At 52.9% G+C, this 26,291-nt stretch carries 22 protein-coding genes and 1 pseudogene; 4 read left to right on the top strand and 19 right to left on the bottom strand.

The genetic code is table 11. The features are described from left to right. Positions 1-448: 448 nt before the first annotated feature. Both M1136_07290 and guaA read left to right on the top strand, forming a co-directional pair. Positions 449-2,506 (top strand): NYN domain-containing protein, encoded by a 2,058-nt coding sequence (locus tag M1136_07290; GenBank protein ID MCL5075437.1) that lies wholly within the window; start codon positions 449-451, stop codon positions 2,504-2,506. 425 nt (positions 2,507-2,931) lie between these two features. Beyond that, the gene (gene guaA, locus M1136_07285) at positions 2,932-4,488 is read left to right on the top strand and encodes a glutamine-hydrolyzing GMP synthase (protein MCL5075436.1); all 1,557 of its coding nucleotides are present in this window, start codon (positions 2,932-2,934) and stop codon (positions 4,486-4,488) included. A gap of 11 nt (positions 4,489-4,499) precedes the next feature. Here guaA and M1136_07280 read toward each other — a convergent pair whose 3' ends face one another. The 5 genes from M1136_07280 to M1136_07260 form a co-directional block, all read right to left on the bottom strand. Beyond that, positions 4,500-5,444 carry a transketolase family protein gene (locus M1136_07280; protein ID MCL5075435.1) on the bottom strand — a complete coding sequence of 315 codons (945 nt, stop codon included), beginning with the start codon at positions 5,442-5,444 and terminating at the stop codon, positions 4,500-4,502. 44 nt (positions 5,445-5,488) lie between these two features. Beyond that, positions 5,489-6,337, bottom strand: a complete 849-nt coding sequence (locus M1136_07275) for a transketolase (protein ID MCL5075434.1) — start codon at positions 6,335-6,337, stop codon at positions 5,489-5,491. Positions 6,338-6,470: 133 nt separating this feature from the next. Next, positions 6,471-6,704, bottom strand: coding sequence for a hypothetical protein (locus M1136_07270; GenBank protein ID MCL5075433.1), 234 nt, complete (start codon positions 6,702-6,704; stop codon positions 6,471-6,473). A 402-nt stretch (positions 6,705-7,106) separates the two neighbouring features. Then, positions 7,107-8,789, bottom strand: coding sequence for a dihydroxy-acid dehydratase (ilvD, locus tag M1136_07265; protein MCL5075432.1), 1,683 nt, complete (start codon positions 8,787-8,789; stop codon positions 7,107-7,109). A 44-nt stretch (positions 8,790-8,833) separates the two neighbouring features. After that, entirely contained in the window at positions 8,834-9,793 is a 960-nt protein-coding gene (locus M1136_07260; protein MCL5075431.1) for a 4Fe-4S binding protein, read from the bottom strand. A gap of 203 nt (positions 9,794-9,996) precedes the next feature. Here M1136_07260 and M1136_07255 point away from each other — a divergent pair, with 203 nt between their 5' ends. Continuing rightward, complete coding sequence (locus M1136_07255) at positions 9,997-10,473, top strand: SH3 domain-containing protein (protein ID MCL5075430.1); 477 nt, start codon at positions 9,997-9,999, stop codon at positions 10,471-10,473. 60 nt (positions 10,474-10,533) lie between these two features. Here M1136_07255 and ccsA read toward each other — a convergent pair whose 3' ends face one another. The 6 genes from ccsA to M1136_07225 all read right to left on the bottom strand — a co-directional run bounded on the left by ccsA (position 10,534) and on the right by M1136_07225 (position 15,751). Beyond that, positions 10,534-11,241 (bottom strand): cytochrome c biogenesis protein CcsA, encoded by a 708-nt coding sequence (gene ccsA / locus M1136_07250; GenBank protein MCL5075429.1) that lies wholly within the window; start codon positions 11,239-11,241, stop codon positions 10,534-10,536. A 4-nt stretch (positions 11,242-11,245) separates the two neighbouring features. Further along, positions 11,246-12,034 carry an ABC transporter permease gene (locus M1136_07245; GenBank protein ID MCL5075428.1) on the bottom strand — a complete coding sequence of 263 codons (789 nt, stop codon included), beginning with the start codon at positions 12,032-12,034 and terminating at the stop codon, positions 11,246-11,248. Then, entirely contained in the window at positions 11,997-12,782 is a 786-nt protein-coding gene (locus M1136_07240; protein ID MCL5075427.1) for an ABC transporter ATP-binding protein, read from the bottom strand. The genes M1136_07245 and M1136_07240 overlap by 38 nt, the downstream gene beginning before the upstream one ends. A 765-nt stretch (positions 12,783-13,547) precedes the next feature. Further along, the gene (locus M1136_07235; protein ID MCL5075426.1) at positions 13,548-13,715 is read right to left on the bottom strand and encodes a hypothetical protein; all 168 of its coding nucleotides are present in this window, start codon (positions 13,713-13,715) and stop codon (positions 13,548-13,550) included. An 87-nt stretch (positions 13,716-13,802) separates the two neighbouring features. Beyond that, a complete protein-coding gene (locus M1136_07230; protein MCL5075425.1) occupies positions 13,803-15,236 on the bottom strand; it encodes a YeiH family protein in 1,434 nt (477 codons plus the stop codon). A gap of 329 nt (positions 15,237-15,565) precedes the next feature. Then, positions 15,566-15,751, bottom strand: coding sequence for a hypothetical protein (locus M1136_07225; protein MCL5075424.1), 186 nt, complete (start codon positions 15,749-15,751; stop codon positions 15,566-15,568). A gap of 345 nt (positions 15,752-16,096) precedes the next feature. On the opposite strand from M1136_07225, the gene fusA reads away from it, so the two are divergent. Beyond that, positions 16,097-18,166, top strand: coding sequence for an elongation factor G (fusA, locus tag M1136_07220; protein MCL5075423.1), 2,070 nt, complete (start codon positions 16,097-16,099; stop codon positions 18,164-18,166). A 66-nt stretch (positions 18,167-18,232) separates the two neighbouring features. On the opposite strand, the gene tyrS is transcribed toward fusA, so the two are convergent. From tyrS to nusA, 8 genes and pseudogenes are all read right to left on the bottom strand, one after another. Beyond that, complete coding sequence (tyrS, locus tag M1136_07215) at positions 18,233-19,435, bottom strand: tyrosine--tRNA ligase (protein MCL5075422.1); 1,203 nt, start codon at positions 19,433-19,435, stop codon at positions 18,233-18,235. Beyond that, positions 19,426-20,364, bottom strand: a complete 939-nt coding sequence (locus M1136_07210) for a bifunctional riboflavin kinase/FAD synthetase (GenBank protein ID MCL5075421.1) — start codon at positions 20,362-20,364, stop codon at positions 19,426-19,428. Before M1136_07210 ends, tyrS begins: the two co-directional genes overlap by 10 nt. Before the next feature lie 13 nt (positions 20,365-20,377). Next, the gene (gene truB / locus M1136_07205) at positions 20,378-21,274 is read right to left on the bottom strand and encodes a tRNA pseudouridine(55) synthase TruB (protein ID MCL5075420.1); all 897 of its coding nucleotides are present in this window, start codon (positions 21,272-21,274) and stop codon (positions 20,378-20,380) included. Between the two features lie 4 nt (positions 21,275-21,278). Beyond that, a complete protein-coding gene (locus tag M1136_07200; GenBank protein MCL5075419.1) occupies positions 21,279-22,238 on the bottom strand; it encodes a bifunctional oligoribonuclease/PAP phosphatase NrnA in 960 nt (319 codons plus the stop codon). Then, positions 22,235-22,615 (bottom strand): 30S ribosome-binding factor RbfA, encoded by a 381-nt coding sequence (gene rbfA / locus M1136_07195; protein MCL5075418.1) that lies wholly within the window; start codon positions 22,613-22,615, stop codon positions 22,235-22,237. The genes M1136_07200 and rbfA overlap by 4 nt, the downstream gene beginning before the upstream one ends. Positions 22,616-22,639: 24 nt before the next feature. Then, a pseudogene (gene infB, locus M1136_07190) lies at positions 22,640-24,400 on the bottom strand (translation initiation factor IF-2). A gap of 134 nt (positions 24,401-24,534) precedes the next feature. Further along, positions 24,535-24,885 (bottom strand): YlxR family protein, encoded by a 351-nt coding sequence (locus M1136_07185; GenBank protein MCL5075417.1) that lies wholly within the window; start codon positions 24,883-24,885, stop codon positions 24,535-24,537. Positions 24,886-24,890: 5 nt separating this feature from the next. Beyond that, the gene (gene nusA / locus M1136_07180) at positions 24,891-26,012 is read right to left on the bottom strand and encodes a transcription termination factor NusA (GenBank protein ID MCL5075416.1); all 1,122 of its coding nucleotides are present in this window, start codon (positions 26,010-26,012) and stop codon (positions 24,891-24,893) included. Positions 26,013-26,291: the final 279 nt, after the last annotated feature.

Below are 26,291 nucleotides of genomic sequence, written 5' to 3'. Positions count from 1 at the left end.
AATCTTAGCCAGAACCACCGCTCGCTTGTTCTCCTTCTTGCTCAACGTCACCATCTCCGTATTCATACTTTAATGGTGACATATTCACTGAACAGTTAACAGGTGACAGAATCATAGACCATTCACACACGTGGCTGGTTACCTTGACTTTTGGATGCTGCTCTGTTATATTGAAATCGATAGAAGCCGACACTTGAAAAGCAGAAGGGAGGCCAACCTTCTTAGGCCCAGTGAGGTAATACTATTGGAGATAAGCTAAGAGCCCTACTTTGGCTTGGGAAACACGGCACACTGAAGCAGCTCAGTTGGGTAGACTTCTATTCCAGATAGTGGAATTTGACCCAATCTGAGCTGTTTTGTTAAGTGAGGATGCCAGTCTAGGCGGGATCTCCTGAAGGCAAGAAATATTCGGCTTGGAAAGATTTAGGAAGGAAGTGAAAAGGTATCTATGTTAGAAAGTGAACGCCCCTATGTCGCCCTTCTCATAGATTGGGATAATCTGGCTATCAGCATAGCCACCGATATGAATGGGGCAACACCCGATTTGCATCGCATCGTACAAGCAACCCAACGCTATGGCACTATTATCCTGGCACGCGCCTACGCTGAATGGACATCGACAAGTGATCGCTTGGAGGTCTACCGAGCCGGGGTGGAGCCGGCTTATGCCCCAACCTTCCGCTTTGAACCAGAGCAGATCACTCAAGCCATTCGTGGCAAGAGTCTGGCTGATCCCTGCCTGGTGGCCGATTGTGTAGATTATTTGCATCTTCTGCCCATGATCTCAGTTTTCGTCCTTGTCTCAGGTGATAAGGACTTGGTTCCGGCTGTGCGCCTTCTTCAGCTACGGGGCAAGCGCGTGGTGGTCATCGGGCCAGACCTGGCAGCCAACATTCTACGCGAGATGGCTGATGAATTCATTCCCTACCGCAAGCTGGTGGAGGTCTCCGAGAAGGCTCCTTCGACGATCGAATCTACACGATCCCCAACCGTGATGCCCTTTACAACCATAACAGCTACGCCTAAAGCAGCGGGCACCGAACATGGCCCTAAACGACGCCCAGCGCTGCGGGCTAAGCCGACGGCTTCGCCCACAGCGCCATCCGTCTCCCTGGTTTCACGAACCGGGCGGGCGAGTGCCGCCATTAGTCCAGCAACGACGCCGACACGGATGACCTCCCAAGCGGAGCCGGCCGTTTCAGCCGAAGGAGACATTGTAATCCCAGGGGAAGGTGTGGCGAAAGACGAAATGGGCGAAGCTAGGGAGGGCAGAGCGGACCTTCAGCCTGTATTTATGGCGATGGTGGAGATCTTACAACAGCATATGCGCTCCGGCCGACCGCGTCTGCGAGCCACGAATCTGAAGGATCGCCTTATGGCTCGCATTAGCGGTTTCAACGAACGCAATTACGGCTTTTCCAAATTCAAGGACCTATTGCTTGCAGCGGAAAAGGCAGGCGTCATTACGATCAACCTATCCAGCCCAGCCCATTGGGTCTCGCTACTTCCCATGGACCAAGAACAGCCCTCAACAGAGGGATCAACGACAACGTTGTCCGCTGAAACAGAAGAAACGACAGTTGGGGAAGAGGCCAAAGAGGTGCTAAGCGTGGAGCAGTGCTTAGAGACGATTCGTTTCATCCACGAGTTGGGTCACCGCAGTCGTTGGTTAACCTACACTTATGTTCTGGCCAATCTTATCAGTCATCTTAGCCAGTCAGGACCACTGATGGTCGCCGAAGCGGAGGCGAGGGCTCTTCTTAATCACCTGGTACAACAAGGGGCCTTACAGATCGATAAGGAACCACAAGAGGTTGAAGTAGCTGGGGCAAAGCACAGGGTAAGGATGTGCCATCTCCAGAGGGAAAATCCCCTTGTGCTTCGCGCTCTGGAGACTCTGGACGTGGGCCGTACGACCCCCGCCCTTGCTGAGGAAGGGCTGGCTACAGCTCAAGTCACCTCGCCCGTTGAGGAAATACCCCTCGTAGCCACAGAGGAGAATTTCCAAGAAGCCCCCGTCGATCTGCTGGCTATTACTACCGACACACCAACCGAGAAGAAGATCAGTCAACCCCCGCTTGCATTAGCAGAACAGCAAATTTCGCCACTGGTCGAGATGGGAGAGGGAAGCGAATCCTCTCAGGGACAGATGGGCGAGGCTTATCGGCAACCCTTCCCACCAGAGAGGGTAACTTCCGCAGAAGCGATAGAGGAGGCACTCGCGCAGGAGAACATGGTCGCTGAGGCAGCAAGGGAGGCCGATCTCAAGCAGGCTTTTGAGAGCTTGGCTGGAGCCTTAAAGGAGATCGTAGGACCCATCCGACCACGAGTTACGGCGCCGATTTTGAAAAACAAGCTGTGTGAGGTCATGAAGTCGTTTGATGAACGCCAATATGGATTCGCCAAGTTTAAGGATTTCCTCCTCGCCGCACAAGAGGCTGGCTATGTAAAGGTCAAATCGGTCGGGTTCATCACCTGGGTTACCCCCATAGATGAACACCGCTAAGAAGAGATCCTCGAACAAGGGGAGACCAAGGGGGGACGTCCTTCTTCGAAGGACTGGAGTGGCCTGGAGGATACAGCCTATAGCCAATTTCCCCTTTCTCCCGCTGGGGTAAGGGGAGGTCAAGGAGGGGCGCAGCCCCACTAGGGGAGTAATCGTGGGATACAATCTAGTTTCAATCCCCCCTGTCTCAAGGGGTAGCCCAGAGGGGGGAGCAAACCCCTTCTGGGAGGGTCCTAGGGCTCTGCCCTAGTTCAAAATCCCCCCTTCTCCCTTTTAGGGAGAAGGGGGCAGGGGGATGAGGGCGTCTGCCCCAGAACCCCCTGCGGGGGTTTTGGGGGAGATATTCAATGCCTTCTAAGGACTGGATTAACGAAGGTCATCCCGCTGTTCTGAGATGATAGATGGGGGCAAGAGGGAAAAGTGTGATGACGGATGTAATTGCTCCTACCGAAGAATCGATTGTGGTCATCGATCTTGGCTCTCAATACAGCCAACTGATCGTCCGTCGAGTACGAGAATGCCGGGTCTATAGTGAACTAATCCCCAGCGATGCGCCCTGGGAGCGGGTAGCTGCACTCAAACCACGTGGGTTTATTCTATCCGGTAGTCCGGCCAGCGTCTATCAGCCTGATGCTCCCCAACCGCCCCGCTACATATACGAAAGTGGATTACCGATATTAGGCATCTGTTACGGGATGCAAATGCTGGCTCACCGGTTGGGCGGACGGGTGGTCCACGCTACCAAACGTGAGTACGGGCCAGCCACGCTCCATCTCAAAGAACCAGGGTCCCCCCTCTTCAAGGACCTCCCCACAGATTTTCCGGTCTGGATGAGCCATGGTGACCAGGTTGTCGAGCTGCCACCGGGTTTCCTCGCCCTCGCCTCTACCGACAATTCCCCCATTGCTGCGATGGCCAAGGATGGACTCATCGGCCTGCAGTTTCACCCTGAAGTAGTCCATACGCCAGCAGGGAAAAAGATCATCTATAACTTCGTGCACGGCATCTGTGGCTGCCGGGGTACCTGGACACCCGGCTCTTTTATCGCCCATAGCGTGGAGCGTATTAAGAGCCAGGTCAGCCAGGAGAGGGTCATCTGCGCTCTAAGCGGTGGGGTCGATTCCGCCGTTACCGCCACGCTTATTCACCGCGCCATAGGCGATCAGCTTATATGCATCTTCGTTGACAACGGTCTTATGCGTCAGGGAGAGGCCGATCGGATCATCGAGACCTTCCGTCGACACCTGAAGATCAATCTCCTCAGTGTCAATGCCAAAGAACGTTTTTTGCGTCGCTTGGCTGGCGTGCTTGATCCGGAGGTCAAGCGACAGTTGATCGGTGAAGAGTTCATCAAGGTATTTGCGGAGGAGTCCAGTAAGATTCAGGGAATCCGTTTCCTGGCCCAGGGTACGCTATACCCAGATGTTATCGAAAGTACGACGCAGGAGACCAAGGCTGCCGCGCGGATCAAGTCCCATCATAACGTGGGCGGGCTTCCCCGCGAGATGCCGTTTTCTTTGATTGAGCCACTGCGTTACCTGTTCAAGGATGAGGTACGGGCTGTAGGGCAAGAGCTAGGGCTTCCCGAAGAGATCGTCCGGCGCCAGCCCTTCCCCGGTCCGGGATTAGCCGTGCGCATCATTGGTGAAGTAACGGAGGAGCGTTTGGAGAAGCTGCGCGCGATGGACGCCATCGTCCTGGACGAAATCGAAAAGGCTGGACTTTATCGCGACCTATGGCAAAGTTTCGCCATTCTCACACCGCTACGCAGCACCGGGGTTATGGGTGATGGGCGCACCTATGCCTATGTTGCCGCCTTAAGAGCCGTGGTTAGCGAAGACGGGATGACGGCTGATTGGGCCCGTCTGCCCTACGATCTCCTGGCCAAGATGGCCAATCGCATCGTCAATGAAATAGCAGGCGTGAACCGTGTCGTTTACGACATCACTTCCAAGCCACCAGCTACTATTGAGTGGGAATAGGGAAGATACGCCTAGAGCCGACGTCCCCTTTTCCTGGCCATCACCCTTCTGACGGCCTCAGCCACATCCTCAGGGGTTACGTTAAACTCCTTATATAACTCTTCAGGCTGACCAGACTCACCGAAGCGATCCAGAATGCCAACTATCTCCATAGGGACAGGCGCAGTCTTGACCACCACCTCCGCGACCGCGCCGCCAAGTCCACCGATGACTTGATGCTCCTCAGCTGTAACAATGGCCCCCGTTTCCTCAGCTGCTTTCACGATGGCCTCGACGTCGATCGGCTTAATAGTATGCATATTGATTACCCTCGCCTCGATGCCCTCCTTGGCCAGCTCCTCAGCAGCCCAGAGCGAATGAGCCAGCATCACCCCACAGGCGATAATCGTCACATCATTGCCGTCACGGTACTGATTAGCCTTGCCGATGATAAAAGGATCTTCCTCAACGGTGATGATAGGCACCGCCTCCCGGCCAAAGCGGAGGTATACCGGACCGAAGTAGTTCGCTGCCGCCTCAGTCGCCTTGGCCGTTTCGATATAATCGGCCGGAGCAATCACAGTCATTCCGGGGAGAACGCGCATCGTCGTTATCTCCTCCAATGCCTGGTGCGTCGCCCCATCCGGACCAACTGAGACGCCCCCATGAGCACCACCAATTTTGACGTTGAGGTTGCTGTAACACACCGTTGTGCGGATCTGATCCCAAGCCCGTCCCGCAACGAACGTCCCATACGTGGTAACAAAGGGGATCTTGCCCGTAAGGCTCAGTCCGCCAGCCACGCCCAACATATTTTGCTCGGCGATGCCCATATCAAAGAAACGGTCCGGGAATTCAGCGGCGAACATATAAGTCAAGGTCGATTTTGAGAGGTCAGCATCAAGCACAACTACATTTTTGTTGATTCGTCCCAGCTTCACTAAGGTCTCGGCATAGCCCATACGTGTGGGCTTCATCGGCACCGTCTTCCTATCAGGTATGGTCCTTGGTTGTATCTGTATCATTTCAAACCCTCACTACAGCCTAGATCTTCTAGCGCCTTCACCGCTTCTTCCCTTGTTGGGGCTTTGCCGTGCCAACCGGCCACATTCTCCATGAATGATACACCCTTACCTTTCACTGTATGAGCGAGGATCAGCGACGGCTTGCCTTTCGTCTCACGAGCCTCCTGGAAAGCAGCCAGGATAGCCTCCATATCATGCCCATCTATCTCGATCACATGCCAACGGAAGGCGCGCCATTTATCGACAACCGGCTCTATACCCATAACCTGTTCGACCCAGCCATCGATCTGCAACTTATTGTAATCCAGAATGCCACATAGGTTATCCAGCTTGTAATGCCCAGCAGACATCGCTGCCTCCCAGATAGACCCCTCCTGGGTTTCCCCATCACCCACAATGCAATAGACACGGCAACTCTTACCGTCTAAGCGCAGACCTAAAGCCATGCCCACGGCTGCAGACAACCCCTGCCCTAATGAACCGGTGGATACCTCGACTCCCGGCAGCTTCAATGAATGTGGATGTCCTTGCAGACGGCTATGGAGCTTACGCAGGGTCATCAGCTCTTCGCAGGGAAAATAACCAGAATGGGCCAGCTCCGTGTAGAGCAGTGGGGCGATATGTCCCTTAGAAAAGACGACGCGATCACGATCCTCCCAGAATGGATTTTGGGGATCATGTCGCAGTTCGGAGAAATATAGAGCTGTTGCGAAGTCGGCGGCCGATAGGGAGCCACCGGGATGGCCAGAGCCAGCTTCGGCTAACATTCTGATAATATCACACCTGATCTCCCTTGCTTTCTCTCGTAGCTGTTCCACGCTCAAGCGTTCAGTGCTTACTACCAATGACGCACCTCCTTGATTTTCTACTGACTATAGCGAGCTGGTCACGATTTTCGTGGGTATTTCAGCAGCGTTTGCTATTATAGCCAAATTTCCCAATTCTGCAATAGATTGATAAAGAGGTTATCATAATCTTTCACTTTATATTCCCCTCGAGTTTGGATAAGTCTATTCCTAACTTAGATAACTCCTGATCGCCTTTTTCTGTAATCTCGTATCTTTTTGCAATTCCGTAAACATTGGTTTTCTCTTCTATGGGCCTAAACCATTTTAACTCAATCATCCTTTTAAAAAGTAGGTCTCCCAATTTTCCACCCAGGTGACCATAGCAACTTTTGGCTATCATTGGTTCTGAAAATTTTTTATTCATAAGAATTACACTCCTTAAATCCTTTCAGGCTTCGGGCAATTTCATTTAACGTTCCGAGCATATACGAAGTTTCCGCAAAGCCGAAATTTGGATGAACGAAGTGAGCCGTATATGCTATGTTAGGCGCCCCGAAGGGTGTAGGGTTTTGCCTGGCGGTCTCACTCATTCACCCCTGCAAAAATTAAGAGCTATTCTGAGATTGTGTTCAACTAACTGATGAGTTTCTGGGAATTCTTTTGTAAACACTTTTAGTGCTTCCTCATAATCTTTGATTGCCCTCTTGCAGTTCTCTGCCTTAGCCTCTACCTCAGCAAGCGTGCTGTATGCAATGCCAAGGCGGTGGTCCCCACCACCCCGATGTACCCAAACAGCCTTGTAAATTTCCCGTACCTGAACGGGTCCCTAACGTCTTAGCGAGGCACCTTCAGGTACAGAAGTGGCATTGCGGGCAAAAAGGTCCAGGATACCCATGAGGCGCGGTCGCGGAGGTTCCCAGCGGGCGAGCCTCTCCTCGATCTCAGCCGTCGAGAGATCAACGGTGAGCTCTCCAGAGGGAATATCAATAGAAATGATGTCCCCATCTTCGACAATAGCGATGGGCCCGCCCACCGCCGCTTCGGGGGAAACGTGTCCTATGCACGGACCACGCGTCGAACCAGAGAATCGCCCATCGGTAACCAGTGCTGTAGTCTCGGCCAATCCGGTCCCAACGAGAATCGAGGTGATCATATGCATCTCTCGCATCCCTGGCCCGCCGACTGGCCCCTCATATCTGATGACGATCACGGACCCTGCCTTCACCCTGTCCTCAACAACGGCCTGTACTGCCTCTTCCATTGAGCTGAAGACCAGGGCCGGACCACGATGTTGCCACATTTCAGGCCGCACGGCTGACTTCTTCACTACCGCGCCGGCTGGGGCAAGGTTGCCGCGCAGAATGGCTAAACCGCCGTCAGGTCTAATAGGATTGTCCAGGGGACGAATGACCTCCCGGTCATTCCACTGAGCCTCAGCGGTGATCTGTCCAATCGTCTTCCCACTCACCGTCAGAGCATCAAGATCCAGGATTGAGGCAAGGGATTTCAAAACGGCTGGTATACCTCCCGCATTGTGCAAATCATCAATGGTACGGGGGCTGGACGGATTTATCGAAGCGATATATGGTGTAGTTTTACTTATCTTGTCAAACAGGTCGAGAGGTAAGGCCAGCCCCAATTCCCGGGCGATGGCCGGTAGATGCAAGAGCGAATTGGTCGAGCCCCCAATGCCCATATCCACCTTAATGGCATTGGTGAAGGCAGAGATGGTCATAATATCCGCCGGTCTAATGTTCTGCTGAATCAACTCAACAACTTTCATACCTGCGGCCTCAGCCTCACGCAGCTTCGCTGAGACAACAGCAGGAGTAGTTCCTGATAGAGGAAGTGATAACCCTAAAACCTCGGTCAAACAGGCCATGGTATTGGCTGTGCCGAGCATAGCGCACGTTCCAGGTCCTGGGCAGCCGGACTGTTCTACACAAAACAGCTCTTCATCCCCAATTCTTTTCGCCAGGTACTCACCAGCGAACTCACGGACGTTCGATAGAGCAATCTTACGCCCCTGGTACCATCCCGGAGCCATAGTCCCGGCCGAGACAACGATGCCTGGTATGTTGACCCTGGCCGTGGCCATCAGCATGCCCGGCGTTACCTTGTCACAGCTGGGGATGAGAACGACCCCATCGAAGCGATGAGCCTGCAGCATAATCTCAATGGAGAGGGCAATGATGTCCCTGCTGGGTAGAACATACTTCATCCCCTCATGACCTTGGGCCAGCCCATCGCATACGGCAATGGTGTTGAACTCAAGAGGTGTGCCTCCCCCCCTGAGAACACCACGTTTCACCGCTGTCGCAATTGATTGCAAATGCATGGAGCCAGGGACGACCTCATTCCAGCAATTGGCGATGGCCACCAGGGGCCTTCCAAATGCTTCTCTGGACAAGCCCAGGGCATTGAGCAAGGCCCGATGTCCAATTCGGGCCGGACCGTCAGTTAGCTCTCGACTTCTCAATACGGCGTTTGGCGATTTATTCTGAGACAATGGCGATCATCCTTTCCTTCATTAATTTCGACACCCTCCCAATGTCACGCTCGACCTGAAGGGGATTGGAGATCATACTCCTGTACCCTCCGCTGACGGCGTTCCTCTAATCTGCGGCGGAAGAGCTTCTTACCAACGGTACAGCGATGGAGGCATTTGCCACACCAGGCCACGCCTAACGATTCGTGGGCATGGGTTTGCCAGGGATCGATCCGCTTAGCTGCTTTAAGCACGCTTTCTGGTGTCACAACCGCCGGAGGGTCTACATCAGTGGTGAATCCCATATAGCGTGGTCCACCTTCCCCTCGCAGACCAGCCACTTCACACCAGTGACAGCGCCAGTGGTCAACCTTGGCATATTCAAATACACGCCCCTCTATCTCGCATGAGACGACCGCCTCAGCACTGATCGCCTGCATAGGACACACCTTCGCACAGGCCAAACATTGGGTACACAGCGCTGGCCCAGCGTACATCGGATCCGGGGCTAGAGAGGCATCGGTGATGATAGAAGTGAAGCGCTGTCTGGGACCATACTGGGGAGTTAATACGATTGAAGACCAACCAAACTCACCCAGGCCAGCCGCCACAGCGGCGTGCCTATTGGAGAAATCGGCTCTGTACTGGCGAATGCCGTCATATAGTCCAGCACGTGCTCCCGTTGGATGGACCGGATAAGCCAGATAGCCAAGTTCCTCCAGATAACTGGTAAGGTCTTGTTGGATGAGGGCCAATCTGATGTTAATCATATTGTGCCCAAAGACACGGTATTGACCTATAGAGTAGGCTGGCGGCTTACCCCATCGTTCGATGACGGCGTCGGGGATGTGCTTGGACAGAACGATGACCGATCTGGCATTAGGTAAGTGGTCCGTGGGGTGGCGTCCCTCTGGGGCGTACACAAATCGTTCAACGGGGGCGATTCCAACGAGGTCGGCGCCTTTCTCCAGGGCCATCTCCTTGAGCCGTCCCGTTAGTCTTTCACTGGCCATATGCACGGTCATAATCTCGCCTCCTCAGCACCAATGTCGAGGTTCAACAGCACATTGGTTACGTATTATAGCATCTTCTCGCCTAGCTTGACTTTTCAGGGACTAAGGGGGCAAGCTATAGATAGGAGAATCGCTGACAGGCACAGAAGGCGAGCCCAGGTCGCCTTACCCACGCTGCCGATATATGTATCATCCATCTCTGAAAGGGATAACCAATGAGGGAAAATCAGCCAGGCTCGGGGGGCAGGTCCGGAGAGGATATCAGCTACAGTATGGTTTTCCTCGTTGCCCTCTTACTTGTTATCCTCATACCCACTCTGCTACTTAAGGTGCCGACCTTCACCATTGACCTCGACTACAAAACTATCTTCGGCCTTAAAGCTACCCCAACTAGCAGACCAACCATCACTCCAACCTCACTGCCAATGGCTTTTCTCCCCACGGCCACACCCACAGCAAGCCCTACACCGACGATTAAGCTATATAAAGTAGGCAACACCAGCGGAGAGGGGGTATACCTGCGCCGCACACCCAATCCCCAGGATCGGCTTGTAGCTTGGGCCGATAACACTCTAATGGAAGCAGCCGGTGAGGACGTACAAGTCGGGGAAGTCCTCTGGCGCAAGGTGAAGGATCCCCGCGGTAATATCGGTTACATACCGGCCAGGTACCTGATTCCTGTAACGCCCTAGGAGTTACAAACGGAATCCGCCGCAGAGGCCGCTGAGGAGCTGGCTATGGCTGGCTCTACTTTACCTTTGGCCGAGCGCTTGCTTCAGCTCCTCCACCTCAATCTTCATCCCCTCTAAGCGCACCCGCTGAATAAGCAGACAACAAAAGAGGAAGAGGAAGGCAGCTATCGAGATAAGCAAGGTGAGCGTCATCGCCGGGTCCATAGCGAAACCCTGAGTTGTTATGACCACCGGGCTTATAGCTCTCCACCAACGGGCGGCCATGAAAACGATTGGCACATCGAGGAAGGCCACGATGCCAAAGACGGCGGCAAACCTGGCTCGCTGAGACTCCTCGGCTACCGCTTGCCTGAGCATAAAGTAGGCGATATAAAGAAACCAGAGGATCAAGAACGTCGTTAAGCGTGGGTCCCAGGTCCACCAGGCACCCCAGATGGGCTTGGCCCAAAGCGATCCCGTTACCAGACCAATAGCGGCGAAGACGATCCCGATCTCAGCGGAAGCGATACTCAAGACATCCCACTCGAGATCCCGGCTGAGAAGGTAGCCGATCCCAGCGACGAAGACCACAAAAAAGGCGACGAAGGAGACGCTGACCGTCGCCAGATGGAAGTAGAATATCTTTTGAACGATGCCCATCACCCGTTCAGGAGGAGCATAAATAAAGACTGCGTAGAGGGCCACGACCATCGTCACACAGGTCAACCAGGCCAATAATGTTCTCAGTCGCTCCCCTTTGTTCTCGTTTACATCTTTAAGGAAAGACACGACACTACTCCCCAGCATACCACGGACAAACTATCCTCTCCAAGATGCCCACCAGGAAGAAGAGGATGATACCCATCATAGAGAGTATAGCCATCGCCCCGAAGGCCAAACCAGTATTCACATGGGAACTGGCTATCAGAATCAGGTATCCCAGCCCCCGGTCAGAACCGACGAACTCCCCAATCACTGCGCCCACGACCGAGAGGGTGATGGCCACTTTCAAACCGCTAAAGAAGAAGGGCAACGAAGAGGGAAAGCGAATCTTACGAAAGATTTGCCATTGATTAGCCGACAGTGAGCGAATCAAGTCGAGTAAATCCGGTTCAACAGCATTGAGTCCGGTGGCCGTATCGACGACGATAGGGAAAAAGGAGACTAAGAAGGCCACCAGGATCTTCGGGGCTTCGCCGTAACCGATCCAGATAAGCAAGAGTGGTGCAATGGCTACTTTTGGAATCGACTGCGCAATCAACAGGATCGGATAAATCGAATTTTGGAGAAAAGGAGAGTAGGCAATCATAACCGCCAGGGGCACAGCGATGACAATAGCCAGGAAGAAGCCGGCCAGAGTCTCATAAAAGGTTATCCATGTATGCATCGGTAGCTCACTGCTCCATTGCAGTGTCTTCTCCACTACCAGGGACGGTGCCGGAAGTAGCCAGACGGGGATCTTAAAGGAGATTGTACACAGTTGCCAGATGACAATAAGGGCTAAGATCGTTGTGAGTGGCACCGCGTATTGGCCAAATTTCTCCTTAAGCACGCCCATCTCTACGCTCCCTTCTGCAAGCATAGATTACCTCTCTGACAGTAGTAGCGTAATCCTTGAACTGGTCGGTGTACTCCATTTCCATTGTGCGCGGCCGAGGCAGTTTGATCTCCAAAATCTTAGCTATACGACCCGGCCTGGGAGTCATGGCCACAACCCTATCCGCTAGAAGTATCGCCTCTGGGATGCTGTGAGTGACGAACACCACCGTCTTGCGCTTCTCTTCCCAAATACGGAGCAGTTCTAGACTGAGTTCTTCGCGCGTCATAGCATCTAAGGCCCCGAACGGCTCATCCATCAAGAGAACCTTCGGATCATAAATGAGGGCGCGCGAGATGGCTGCCCTTTGTTGCATTCCACCCGATAGTTCCCGAGGACCCTTGCTTTCGAATCCACTTAGCCCCACCAGATCCAACAACTCCCTGGCCAGGCCCACATGCTCCTTGGTCGATAGGTTGAGGATCTCAATCGGTAGCATAACATTGTCTAAAATATTTCGCCAAGGAAGAAGGACGGGATGTTGAAAGACAAGCCCCACATCTTTACGCGGGCGATCAACGATGGTATCACCAATATAGATTTTGCCCGCGGTTGGTAGTATCAGCCCAGCGATTATCTTGAGTAATGTGCTCTTGCCACAACCACTCGGCCCAACCAGGGTGACAAACTCATTCTCGGTGACTTCTAGGCCGATCCCTTCCAGGGCCGGGACCTTTTCACCGCTTCGGGTCTGATAAACTTTATCCACGTTATCAATGCGAATCAGGGCCATTCGTCCCCTCCAGGACTGACGAGCCTTGTTACAAGAATCAGCGAACCTGCCCTAGAAAACAGGAGCACCCGTTGGGATGGGCTTAGCCGGGGTTGGTATGGGCGCACAACCAGCGACCGTGAGCCGCACTCCGGCCAAAGCATAGGCTCCAAGCTCCCGAGAATCTCTCCAATCTCAGATTAGATCGACACTAAAGAGCCAGCCGTATCTCTGCCACAGCCCCGATACTTAGCCAATAATCGCTGCGCCGTATTCTACATAGGATATAGAGCCCTTGTCAAACGCCTTGGGGAGAGCGTTGTCTTTTGTTAGGATACATAGGTAACAGACGAGGATAGAGGGGGTAGTAGAAATAGTAGCCAGGCGGATTGTGGATAACCTCGGGGATTAATTTGGCTATTTGCTTTTAGCCAAAAACGGGAAGGTTAAGAGAAGCCATTGTACAGACGATGAGGAACTATATCATTCCTCACGTTTCACAACATCCTTAGAACGTTGAGAGGGAGCAAAGCGCTATCTAGAGTACTACAACAATCGACGGCCCCATGCTGCACTGGGCTATAAAAAATCCTCTGGAAAAACTACGGAGTTTTCCCCAATACCAGGGTGTTACCTATGTTATTACCATCGCCCCTAGTCGAAAATGTCGGACAGTGCCAATCTCGAGCCAGGAAAGTCAGTCCCGAGCGTGTGCTTTGATTGACTAACCAATACGTGAATGACTAATGAGCCATTGCACCTCTGATTGCTTCTCTCTCGTTGCCCCTAGCCCTTGAATAGGGTGTAGCTTATCAGTATGAATATGCCCAAAAGCACAACGCCCAGAGCTAGGCTCCACGCTATCAACTTCTTTTCCACATCCAAAAGAGGCTCATAGGGTATTTTCTCTAATTCCTCTGCGACACTAGCCGTCGATGGAATGGCCTTTTTCATTGCAACTCTCCCCACTAAACGATTTCGCACGAAGTTGTCGATGTTGACTTGACTCAGCAACTCAATGTTCGCCTTGAAAGCCCCAGCTCAAGCAAGCGGAGGCTTGATGCCGTGGAAGAATATCCACGAGATAGCCAATCCAATCCAGATGATGAAACCAAACAGGGATATCACATACACGAGTGCCAGCCTTCCTATCCCTTCCTCCCAGAGCTTCTTGAAGTTGGACATAAGGCCTATTGTGAAGAAGGTCATGACGAAGAAAAGCACCCTGAAAGTATTGCTCTCGGCGGTGGCAACCTTCGCCTTGTCGAGCAAGGCAGGCGAAGAAACAGCCAGTATGAGCAATACCAAGAATGTCACGAAATAACCAATCACAAACTTGGGGAATCTCTCCCAGATCTCGCCCACCGCAACCTTCTCTCCTTGCTTCTTGTCGATGACGTTGACCCAAATAAGAGCAAGCACGAAGGCCCAAATACCGATGAACACATCAATGAATATCTTTGTAGTGGTACTGGCCATCAGTATCCATCCCTCTTTGTAGGCGATGCCTTGGGCCACGAGCGCCTTTGCTCTGATAAGAGAATCGGTGATTGCGCCGCTTGCCACGGCTGCGCCATCAGTCTTGACGGCCAAACCCATCCATGCCCCTGCTACCATAGGTTCATGAAGAAGGAACGCTTGTGCTACAAAGGGCAGGACCAGCAACTCAATCACTGCAAAAATGACCACGAGGGAAGACACCATGATAGGTACAACTGGTCTTGCTCTTATCGCGCTACCTACAGCTATGGCTGCCGCGACGCCACAGATAGATATGCCGGCGGCCAGAGGCGCTGCCCATTCACGGCTAAACTTAAAGAACTTTCTGGAGACGAGATACACGAGCGCCCAGTAAATTAGATAAGCCTCAACGATGGCAGCAATCCCGCGAAACATAACCACTGTTGCCAGACCAAGGGCCCCTGCTGCCGATACACCTAGGGACGCCCCCAGGATAACGATGGCTGTCCTGATATACCATTCTGGCTTCGTCGCCTCCTTCAGGTAGGTCGCGAAACTGGGGAAAAAGTTTCCTATGATGAGCCCTGCCAGTAAGGCTACAATGAATCCTACTTCTCCAGTTAGCCCCAGGGACCAAGGAATGCCAAATGCTTTCAGTTTATCCGGCGTCACCGCAATATACGCATAGTTGCCTATTAGCCAGCAGACATAGCTTATCCAGAACACTATGCTGAAACTGACGGCAAACCTCCTGATATTGAGCTGTAGGGAAACAGCACCAATACTCATTAATACCAGCAGGAAAAGATAGGTCAAAGCTATCGAAAGCATTCCTGACAGGCCAATGTAGCCCTTCGATACTGGCGTCACGGCCTTAGAGATATCGAGCCAGACGTTTGTCTGTGCCGCCCATCCAAGCAGATCTGCTCCAGCAAATACTGCAAGCGAGAGGATAAATATGAACAGTCCAATCCATACCGCCCACCAATCATCGTTCTTAAACAGGCCTTTCATCCGTACCTCCTTACTTACTTACTTATCAAGTTCATAACGCAAAGCCACCAGGTGCCACAATGTGACTACACCGCTTCTCCTATCCCACTCCTGAGACCCTGCCGACTGAGCGAACTCGGTGCCTGTGCTACATACCTCTGCATTTTTTAACGTGCCTACTCAAACCAAAACCTCGTCCTGTAGCCGTACGCTCAATTAACATTCTCTATGAATACTGACTTCTCTCCCTCCTTCCGCTCCCCCTGCCAGGTAGCGCCGTTATACTTAACTAAGTTAATCGATTATATAAACTATATTTGGGACGATTATACACCGAGCGAGCTGACTTGTCAAGCTAGTCCGAGGGGTATGGACACTAATCGAGGGGTATAATCCATCGCATAGGCGGTTGGGCAGGAGGCGGTGCAGGTGCCGCATTGGATGCAGGTGAGCAGATTCTCTCGATCCGGCGTAACCGTTTCGGTGAAGTGGTGATCGAGCATCTCCTTCTCTAGCTCAAAGGTTTGTCGATTCATCGCCAAACTCCGTCGGCGTCTCTCCCCCTATCATCGAATCTTGCTGTCTGGGGACACACCACCCTTTTTCCTCAGTTACAAGATAGCATGCGAAAGTAACATTTAGGGTTAAGAAAGGTTAAGAATTGGTAACAAATTTCGCTCAGCCCTGCGCGCTTTTTTGTCCCCTCCTGCGGAAGGAGGACACAGCCGAGAGACCCCCACTAAAAGGGGCCGCGCCCCCTGGAACCCCCGTTGTTAACGGTCTCTCACCCTCGTTGGGCCAAAGGGCTGGGGATTTGCTATAATAGCGAAGGCTTACACAAGACAAACAACGTGCACTGAAGAGACAACGAGGAGGCATCCATGAAGGGGTATCAGACCGAACAGTTACGAAACGTAGGCTTATTTTCACACGGCGGAGCGGGTAAGACCTCGCTCTCAGAAGCTATGCTCTTCAATGCCGGCGCGGTTAATCGGTTGGGCAGGGTTGAAGAGGGAACAACTGTATCTGATTACGATCCTGATGAGATTAAGCGCAGGATCTCAGTTCAAATCTCGCTCTTACCATATGAATGGCGAGGAATAAAGGTCAACCTGATTGATACACCAGGCTACGCCGACTTCATTGGTGAGGTGAAAGAGGCCGCCCGCATCGTTGATTCCGCCGTCATCCTGCTCGATGCCGTAGCCGGCATCGAGGTGGGCACAGAGCTCGTCTGGGGATACTGCGATGAACAGGGCCTGCACCGCCTGGTATTCGTAAACAAGATCGATCGGGAGAATGCCAACTTCCAACGGGTGGTCGATCAACTCCGGGCAAGGTATGGTCCAAGACTTGTGCCAGTAGAGCTGCCTATCGGATCAGAGGATAATTTTCAAGGCGTAGTCGATTTGGTTAAAATGCAGGCTTATATAGGACCCAAGGCAGAAGAGAGCAGCTTGCCCACAGATCTACGAGAGCTGGCCGCTCAATACCGCGAGAAACTGGTCGAAGCAGTAGCCGAGATGGATGACGCATTGATCGCCAAGTATCTGGAGGGAGAGGAGCTGACTGAGGAGGAGATCAGAAACGCTCTGCGATTAGGAACATTGACCAATAAGCTCGTGCCTGTCTTATGCGGCTCAGCCTTGACTAATAAGGGCATTCAACCGCTCATGAATGCCATCGCTGACTACCTGCCATCCCCCACTGATAGGGGAGAAGTCAAAGTAACCAACCTCCTGACTAACGAAACGGAACCCCTTCCACCGCTTGATCGCTCGCCCCTTGCCGTCCTCGTTTTCAAAACAACGGCTGATCCATACGTGGGTAAGCTCACCTATCTGCGTGTCTACAGCGGCCTCCTTCACAGCGATTCCCACGTATGGAACGCGAACAAGGCTCGGGAGGAACGCATCGGCCAACTCTTCATCCTGCGGGGTAAGTCCCAGGAGCCTGTCGTCCAGCTGGGAGCAGGAGAGATCGGAGCCGTAGCCAAGCTCCAGGAGACGAGCACAAACGATACCCTCTGTAGCAAAGACAGACCGCTCCAGCTGCCTCCCATCGTCTTTCCCCAACCCGTCTACGCCGCAGCTGTGGAACCGAAAACCAAGGCTGACTTAGACAAACTAGGCACCTCCCTGAGCCGCCTGGCCGAAGAAGATCCAACTATCCGTGTCTATAAAGAACCTGATACGAATGAAACGATCATTTCGGGCATGGGCGAATCACATGTAGAAATCGCCGCGGAAAAGATGCGCCGCAAACTCGGGGTGGAGGTTACCCTTAGCACGCCGAAGGTCCCTTACAAGGAAACGATCCAAACAGCCACTAGAGCGGAGTGGAAACACAAGAAGCAGACCGGGGGACACGGTCAATACGGACACGTATTTTTGGAGATTGAACCCCTACCCCGTGGCAGCGGTTTCGAGTTCACCGAGCGAGTAGTGGGGGGAGTGGTACCAAAACAGTACATCCCAGGCGTAGAGAAGGGGGTCTGCGAGGCCATAACAGAGGGGATCCTCGCCGGCTACCCGGTCGTAGATATCAAGGTCACCCTCTATGATGGCTCTTACCACCCGGTAGATTCATCAGAAATATCCTTCAAGATCGCCGCAGCGCAGGCCTTCAAAAAGGGGTTGGGACAAGCTAGCCCAACTCTGCTGGAGCCAATTATGAACGTGACCATCGTCATCCCTGAGCAATACACCGGCGATGTGATGAGCGACCTGAACAGCAAACGAGCCAGGGTACTAGGTATGGAACCGCAGGGTAGCCTGACCTTGATTCGCGCCCAGGCCCCGCTTGCGGAGATGCAGCGCTATGCCACCATTCTACGTTCGATCACCCAAGGCAGAGGGACATACAGCATGGATTTTTCCCACTACGAAGAGGTGCCAGTGCATATTGCCCCAATAATAATCAATGAGGCAAAGAACAGGCAGAAGGAGTAAAAGGTTCGCTCCGCACTACCACGTACTAATTGACCACTACCGAGGTAAGCCACGATTGACCAAACATTAGTCCTTAAAAGCCAGTCTGACGAAACGACGCTTGCCGACACGCAGTATGGCGCCATTCTCGATGACCACGAGCTGCCCTTCCTCCATTATCAGCCGTCCGTCCAGCCGTACCCCACCCTGAACAATCATTCTTTTGGCTTCACTGCGACTCTTCACCAGTCCAGTCTCCAGCATAACAGTGGTGATAGGGACGGCATCCACCCCATACCTGGCCCGATCCAGGTACAACGTAGGCATTTCGCTGGGCAACTGCCGTTGCTGGAAGACACGTTTGAACTCCTCCTCCGCCTCCAGGGCCGCCTCATAACTATGAAATTGGCTGACGATCTCACGAGCTAGCCTCATCTTAATATCCCGGGGATTAACCTTATCCTTAAGCAGAGCCTCCTTCATTTCGGCAAGCTCTTCATCAGGAACATCAGTCACCCACTCAAAGTAGTCCATCATCACGTGATCGGGCAAAGACATCACCTTGCCGTACATCTGATCAGCTGGTTCAGTGATGCCGATATAGTTGCCCCGGCTTTGACTCATAGCGTTCACGCCATCGGTGCCAACCAGGAGTGGAACAAGGACGACCTGCTGTGGCTCTTGTCCGACCAGTCGTTGTAACTCGCGTCCGGCCAGGATATTAAATTTTTGATCAATTCCCCCAAACTCCACCTCAGCGCGGATGGCTACCGAGTCGTAAGCCTGTAACAACGGGTAGAGCAGCTCGGTAATAGCGATGGGGCTGCCAGCCGCATAGCGTTTGGCGAAGTCTTCTCGCACCAACATCTGAGCCACGGTAAATTTACTGGTCAGTTTGATTACATCGGCCAAACCGAACTTATCATACCACTCACTTTGCCAGCGCACCTCAGTACGCTGGCAATCAACGATCTTAAAGAATTGCTGTAGATACGCCTGGGCGTTAGCCCGTACCTCTTCAGCAGAAAGCATACGCCGTGTCGCCGATTGCCCACTCGGATCACCGATCTGGGCTGTCCAGTCTCCCACAATAAGGATCACCTGATGCCCCAGATTTTGAAATTGGCGCAGCTTGCGTAGACCAACGGCGTGGCCAAGATGAATATCGGGACGTGTAGGATCAAATCCCTGCTTCAAGCGTAACGGCTGCCCTGAACTTATCTTCCTCGACAGTTCTTCCTTCACGATCGTTTCAGCGACGCCACGCGTCAACAGTCTTTCTAGGTCCATCTTGTACTTTGCGTCTCCCTCCGGCCCAGTAAACCTCGCGCCCTGGCCACATCGAACTGAATCTGACCGGCCAGTAAATCGGCATTGGCAAAACGAATCTCATCACGCAATCGTTCAATGAATTCCACTTTCAAGGTTTGGCCATAGATGTCACCAGAGAAATCAAGCAGATGTACTTCGACTGTTCGGTCACGCTCACCGAAGGTTGGCCTCGTGCCGATGTTCACCACGGCCGCATACTGCTGCTCATTCAACAGAGTGCGAGCAGCATAGACTCCCTCAGCTGGTATCAGGCGATCGCCACTCACAGAGAGGTTGGCCGTGGCGTAGCCTATTGTTTGACCTCGCTTCATACCGACGCCCACCTGGCCAATGATACTTGGCGGGCGGCCAAGCAGTTTAGCCGCACCGACAACATCGCCGGAGGCCACCAACTGGCGAATCTGGGTGCTGCTCACTACCTCCCCCTTAACCAGTAACGGTGGTACGGTGCAAACGGTGAAGCCAGCCCTTGATCCTATACGACTCAGGGCCGCAACCGTCCCCCGCCGCTTATAGCCGAGGGCAAAGTCCGGCCCTACCCATAACTCCACCATATGAATGTGCTGACACACTAAGCGGACAAAGCGTTGAGCCGACATTTTAGCTACTTCTTTATCGAAACGTAAAACGGCGACGATGTCGATCCCTTGTTCTTTGATAAGGGTGATCCTTTCTTCCAGGCTGGTCAGATAGCCCTGGTGCGTTTCGGGCATGAGGACGATTTGAGGATGAGGATCAAAGGTGATCACAGCTGAGGAACAATCTAACTTCCTTGCCCGGCTAACCACCTGCCCAAGTAAATATTGGTGACCGAGATGCACGCCATCCATGACCCCAATGGTCACCACCGCCTTGTCATTCGAACTCATCCCCAATAAATCAAGCACCCATCCTACCTCGTTATACAAACACCTTCTGCGATAGCCAATGTTGCCCACGCGGATCAAATTCTAAGACAGCGATCATCTCACCGGAAGCGGTGTAAGCCCGGCAGGGTCCGATCTCATCATAGGAATGCCCTTTGCTGGGACCTGATTTCGGCCCCCAGGGCCGACCGTTCTTAACAACCCTCTCGCTTTCCGCACTGAGGATAACAGCATCGTGATCCAAAAGCCCTTCATCAAGGGGATAGATAAGACTAGACCAGTATTCCTGCAAAAACGCATCCTCCAAATCAGCTAAAGGGATAGAGTCATCAATAGTGAAATGTCCCACTGCCAAACGCGAGAGATGGCTGAGATGCGCCCCACAACCTAAGCGTTCCCCGATCTCCTGGGCGATGGAGCGCACATAGGTGCCTTTGCTGCACTCTAATGCAATCCGTAACAACGGACGTTGCCAATTGATTAGTCTAATTGCATAGATCTCCACTTCTCGAGGTTCACGCTCAACCTCTTTCCCGGCTCGGGCCAATTTGTATAGCGGCACACCGCCTCTCTTTATGGCCGAATACATCGGCGGGACTTGGCACCGCTTTCCCACCAAAGAACGAAGCACCTTCTCTACCTCATCCTGGCCAACCTCAACTTCACATACCGCAACTACCCGCCCCAGCGCATCAAAAGTATCGGTGCTGACGCCCAGGTAGATTTCTGCACAGTAAATCTTCCTTGCCCTGGCTAGATACTCGACAACCCGCGTCGCCTTACCCAGGCAAATAAGTAGCACCCCCTCCGCCAGCGGATCGAGTGTGCCGGCATGGCCAACACGTCGTTGTCCAGAAAAACGACGGACCGCCGCCACAGCATCAAAAGAGGTCAGCCCCGCGGGCTTATTAATGTTGAAGATGCCATCCATTTATCTAGCCACGAGATAACAGGCCGTCAACATAGGCGATAACGGATTGCTGTATCTCTATCAAACGGCCGTGCTGCGAGAAGCCGGCCGCTCTCTTGTGTCCACCCCCATTGAAGTGGGCCGCAACTTCGGACACATCAAGATCATCAGAGGAGCGCAGGCTAACCCTCACCGTACCAGATTCTGTTTCCCGAAAGAGGATGGCCACGGAGCTGTTCTCCACCGCAGCCAACAAATCTACCAGACCCTCGATTTGATCGGAGGTCGCCCCGGATTTCCGCATGGCCCCAAGCGGCACGCTGGCCCAGACAATCTTCCCCTGCCACTGCACTTTATTAAGAACAATCCCCCAGAGATGGAGTGTTGATAAAGGAAACGTCTTATAAACCTGCTTTACGATCCAAGATAGCGACGCACCCGTCTCCATCAGTATGATGGCCACTTTGAGCGTCGTCACACTTGTATTGGGAGTGCGAAAGCACTGCGTATCCGTGACTACAGCGGTCAGCAGACAGGTGGCTATCGGCAGATCTATAGCTACATTCAAATCATGGAAGAGGAGGAACGCTTGCTCTGCCAGGGCTGCGGCATTGGGATCAACAAGGTTGACTGTGCCAAAAAAGCCATTGGTCACGTGATGATCTATATTTAGAATGGGCACCGCCTGAAAGAGTCCCTGATTCTCCGTGTAGACCGCCCCTAGGCGAGTGAGCTCTCCCACCTCTAAGGTGATGATTAGATCGGTTAGCGGCAGCTTCCGCGCTAGCGAAGAGACCTTCTCTATATCGGGAAGAAACTTAAGTGCCTGGGGAATAGGATCAGGAGAGATGAGAAGGCATTGTTTATTCAGCTTGGCCAGAGCAAAACCGAAGGCAAGCATCGTCCCGATGGCATCGCCATCAGGTGATACGTGGCAAACAACAGTGATATGATTCGAGTCACGAATGAGTTCACCGGCGTTCACTTCTTCTTACTCAACGGCGCTTTATTCTCCACGTCCTGGCCAATCTCGCGCAATAGCCTTAAGATACGATCGCCACGTTCAAGAGACTCATCAAGGTGCAGACTCAGCTCCGGTATACGGCGTAGAGATAAACGTTCCCCCAGTTCTCGGCGAAAGAAGCCGGTAGCCCTCTGTAGGGTGCTAAAGGATAACTGACGTTCCTCCTCTGTGCCCATTATACTGATATAAACCTTGGCATGGCGCAGATCGGGGGCCGTCTGTACCTCTGTAACACTGATCATGCCGATTAGACGCGGATCCTTCATCTGCCGGTTGATCATCTCGCTGAGTTCTACTCGGATTAGTTCGTTGACTCGTTCCACACGTCGCGATGTCATCTCTGCCTACCGTACAAACAGAAACTAGTTTGTTCTTTCTCTTCTAAAACTTTCAATGATATCGCCCACCTGCAGGTCGTTGAAGCCTTCTATGCTAATCCCACACTCAAAGCCAGATTGTACCTCTTTCACATCATCCTTGAAACGACGAAGTCCACCAATCCTTCCCTCGCAGACTACGGAGCCATCACGTAAGACACGGCATTGGGCCGTTCGACTTACCTGCCCATCAGTGACCATACAGCCACCCACAATTTGACCCTTGCCTATCCGGAAGAGCTGCCGTACCTCAGCATGCCCCTCGATAACCTGAGTATAGGTCGGCTCCAATAGCCCAGCCAAAGCCTTACCCACATCGTCGATCACGTTATAAATGATGTCGTAGAAGCGAATATCAACACCCGTCGCCTCCGCCGCCCGTTTAGCCCCCGGCTCTGGACGAGTATTAAAACCGATGATAATCGCCTTCGAGGCTTGAGCCAACAACACGTCGGACTCGGTGATGCTCCCTGCCCCTTGGTGAATAATGTTCACCTTAACTTTATCGGTAGAAAGTCCTTCCAGCGACGTCTTGATTGGCTCGATGGAGCCCTGCACATCAGTCTTGAGTATTATGTTGAGCTCTTTTATGCGCCCAGACTGGATTTGAGCGAACAAATCATCCAGGCTCACCAGGTGGGCCGGGGTGGTGGTCACCGCTTCTTTCTGCTGGGCTCGTTCGGCAGCTATCGCTCGGGCGGTCTTTTCATCGTGCACCACCTCGAGCGTATCACCAGCCTGAGGGATACCAGTTAAACCAAGGATCTCCACAGGAGTAGCCGATTCCGCCTTCTTCACCCGCTTACCTTTATCGTTGAACATGGCCCGCACCTTACCGTAGATGGAGCCGATTAGCACATTATCACCAATCTTCAACGTCCCATCTTGAATCAACACCGTCGCTACTGCTCCGCGTGTTCTATCCAGCCTCGCTTCTATCACGACACCCCTGGCCGCTCTATCTGGATTGGCCTTCAATTCGGCCATCTCGGCGACCAACAGGACCATCTCCAACAGATGCTCTATGCCCATCTTCTTCTTAGCCGAAACGGGGACACAGACAGCATCCCCACCCCATTCCTCGATCAGCAGTCCAGCATCGGCCAACTGCTGTTTGACCCGCTGGGGATTAGCTTCAGGCTTGTCAATCTTGTTTAAGGCCACTATGATTGGCACCTTCGCCGCCCGAGCGTGGTCTATGGCCTCCAATGTCTGGGGCATAACACCATCGTCGGCCGCTACTACGAGCACAGCTAGGTCAGTGACCTGTGCTCCTCGGGCTCGCATTGCTGTGAAGGCTTCGTGTCCGGGCGTATCCAGGAAGGTTATCTTCTTCCCATGAACTTCAACCTGGTAGGCACCGATATGTTGGGTGATACCGCCAACCTCCCTGGCCGTCACCTCTGTTTCCCGAATGGCGTCAAGGAGACTCGTTTTACCGTGGTCAACATGGCCCATAATCGTTACTACCGCTGGGCGAGGCTGTAAAAGGGCTCTCTCCTCGAGCTCCCCCCTTGTTACCGGCGCCAATCCCCGACTGACGATTTCCTCCTCAGCCTGTACTACAACCGCCTCACGTGTCTCAAACCCCAAACCCTGAGCAACGATGGCCGCGGTATCATAGTCTATGACTTGATTAATGCTGGTAATAACACCATTACTCAATAGCTCCTTGATTACCTGTGACGGGGTGACCTCCAGCAATTCGGCCAACTCTTTCACCGTTAGGCTGGCCGGCAATTCGACAACACCGTGTTCAGCCTTTGGGGAAACAGAAGAAACAACAGCAGGCAGTGGCTCAACCCTTTTCTGGCCTCCTCCTTTTGTGTGGTGTCGAGGTGGTCTTGGCCGCATTCCACCGCCTGTACGCATTCGTGTCCTCATCCTATCCCCCCTTCTAGACCACCAGACAATGGCTCTTCCTCTGGCAGAGTGCTCACAAACTGCTCAAGCTGCGCCCTATCCTCCGGGTTGATCTTGGTTTGTAAGACGTACTCCAGGCTCCTTTTTTTCCATGATAGTTCCCAACAGGACCTCGCTCGACAAAGATAAGCACCCCGCCCGGACCTCTTACCCGTCGGATCCACTTCAATACGACCAGTGGGTGTACGGACGACCCGTACCAGCTCGCGTTTCGGCCTGACTTGCTGACAAGCAACACAGGTTCGCTGAGGTATATGCTTCGGACGTGATCCCTTCGGTCTTTTCACAGCTTTAAGGGGCAGGGACATACCCTTCACCCATCCCCCTCTCCTATCTCGACTGGCGCAACCGGCAGTTCGTCTACACTCGTCTCACCCTTTTCCGACTTGCCGGCGAGTTGGTCTGGGGAGGCCGACTTGATATCAATCCTCCAACCAGTCAGCCTGGCCGCCAGCCTGGCGTTCTGACCCTCTTTGCCAATAGCCAGTGAAAGTTGACGGTCCGGCACGATTACTGTGGCCGTCTTATCAGCCTCATTGATATCCACTGATATCACCTGCGCCGGACTGAGCGCATTAGCCACAAATGTACTGGGGTTCTCATGCCATTGCACTACATCTATCTTTTCGCCATTCAGCTCACTGACGATGTTTTGAATTCTTACCCCGCGTGGTCCGACGCAGGAACCGATTGGATCGATCCCCTCTTGACGAGCCACGACGGCCACCTTAGAACGAGCCCCAGGTTCACGCGCAATCGACTTAATTTCGACGACGCCGTTATAAACCTCAGGCACCTCCAACTCAAACAGGCGCTTCAGTAGGCCACGATGACTGCGGGAGACCACCAGTTGAGGTCCCTTATTTGAGCGCTGTACCTCAACGATAAGCACCTTCAGCCGTTGCCCAATGCGGTGAGTTTCCATAGACACCTGCTCAGTTACGGGCAAAACTGCCTCTATCTTGCCCAAATCGATGACCACCGTTTTGCCCTCTATACGGCTGACCACACCGGTGATGATATCGCCTTCACGGTCAGCATACTCCTCGTAGATCATCTCGCGTTCGGCTTCTCGAAGCCGCTGGAGAATCACTTGCTTGGCCGTTTGTGCCGCGATGCGTCCAAAGTTCTGTGGCGTGCTCTCTACAGCGATGATATCCCCAATCCCGACATCTTCCTTTAGATTCCGGGCCTCAGTGAGATGTATTTCGGAACGGTCATCTTTGACCTCCTCCACTACGCGCTTGTGCCTGTAAACCATTACCATGCCCGATTGGGGATCAACTTTAACTTCGACTCCCTGGTTGCCTCCACTACCAAAGTTGCGCTTGTAAGCCGAGACCAAGGCGGCCTCAAGGGCACGCAGCACTATATCCTTTGACAAGCCCTTCTCGCTGCACACCTGATTGATGGCGGCGATAAAGTCGCTTTTCATCGCTGTCCAGGACCTCCAGTTCTAGTCAAATGCCAAGAATGGGGCCGAGCCCAAAGCAACTTGACGTCTGACAACAAGAAAAGTGGGTCTTACCCACTTTTCTGCGAACCAAATCACTAAATCATTTAAAGTATAACACCTTTCCAGTAGCAAAGCAACCGCCTCGGCGCGTTGATTGCGTTCAGATGCCTCCGTGACAGTTAGAGGATGTTGATAAGTAGTAGTGGGGAGGGGGTATGGGGGAGGGGTATCCACATGTGGATAACTTCTTGCCCCAGG

This window comes from Chloroflexota bacterium, assembly GCA_023475225.1.
In the GTDB taxonomy this organism is placed as follows: Bacteria; Chloroflexota; UBA6077; order FW602-bin22; family JAMCVK01; genus JAMCVK01.
The sequence above is the reverse complement of the archived record's forward strand: the minus strand, read 5'-3'. Positions and strand labels throughout refer to the sequence as shown.

Excerpts from the sequence above, each read along its gene's own strand:
- M1136_07185 (MCL5075417.1), bottom strand. The coding sequence starts at position 24,885 with ATGTCCCTGCCCCTTAAAGCTGTGAAAAGACCGAAGGGATCACGTCCG.
- guaA (MCL5075436.1), top strand. The coding sequence starts at position 2,932 with ATGACGGATGTAATTGCTCCTACCGAAGAATCGATTGTGGTCATCGAT.
- M1136_07260 (MCL5075431.1), bottom strand. The coding sequence starts at position 9,793 with ATGACCGTGCATATGGCCAGTGAAAGACTAACGGGACGGCTCAAGGAG.
- nusA (MCL5075416.1), bottom strand. The coding sequence starts at position 26,012 with ATGAAAAGCGACTTTATCGCCGCCATCAATCAGGTGTGCAGCGAGAAG.
- M1136_07240 (MCL5075427.1), bottom strand. The coding sequence starts at position 12,782 with ATGGCCCTGATTCGCATTGATAACGTGGATAAAGTTTATCAGACCCGA.
- M1136_07255 (MCL5075430.1), top strand. The coding sequence starts at position 9,997 with ATGAGGGAAAATCAGCCAGGCTCGGGGGGCAGGTCCGGAGAGGATATC.
- truB (MCL5075420.1), bottom strand. The coding sequence starts at position 21,274 with ATGGATGGCATCTTCAACATTAATAAGCCCGCGGGGCTGACCTCTTTT.
- M1136_07235 (MCL5075426.1), bottom strand. The coding sequence starts at position 13,715 with ATGAAAAAGGCCATTCCATCGACGGCTAGTGTCGCAGAGGAATTAGAG.
- M1136_07280 (MCL5075435.1), bottom strand. The coding sequence starts at position 5,444 with ATGAAGCCCACACGTATGGGCTATGCCGAGACCTTAGTGAAGCTGGGA.
- M1136_07245 (MCL5075428.1), bottom strand. The coding sequence starts at position 12,034 with ATGCTTGCAGAAGGGAGCGTAGAGATGGGCGTGCTTAAGGAGAAATTT.
- fusA (MCL5075423.1), top strand. The coding sequence starts at position 16,097 with ATGAAGGGGTATCAGACCGAACAGTTACGAAACGTAGGCTTATTTTCA.
- rbfA (MCL5075418.1), bottom strand. The coding sequence starts at position 22,615 with ATGACATCGCGACGTGTGGAACGAGTCAACGAACTAATCCGAGTAGAA.
- M1136_07230 (MCL5075425.1), bottom strand. The coding sequence starts at position 15,236 with ATGAAAGGCCTGTTTAAGAACGATGATTGGTGGGCGGTATGGATTGGA.
- tyrS (MCL5075422.1), bottom strand. The coding sequence starts at position 19,435 with ATGGACCTAGAAAGACTGTTGACGCGTGGCGTCGCTGAAACGATCGTG.
- M1136_07290 (MCL5075437.1), top strand. The coding sequence starts at position 449 with ATGTTAGAAAGTGAACGCCCCTATGTCGCCCTTCTCATAGATTGGGAT.
- M1136_07270 (MCL5075433.1), bottom strand. The coding sequence starts at position 6,704 with ATGAATAAAAAATTTTCAGAACCAATGATAGCCAAAAGTTGCTATGGT.
- M1136_07225 (MCL5075424.1), bottom strand. The coding sequence starts at position 15,751 with ATGAATCGACAAACCTTTGAGCTAGAGAAGGAGATGCTCGATCACCAC.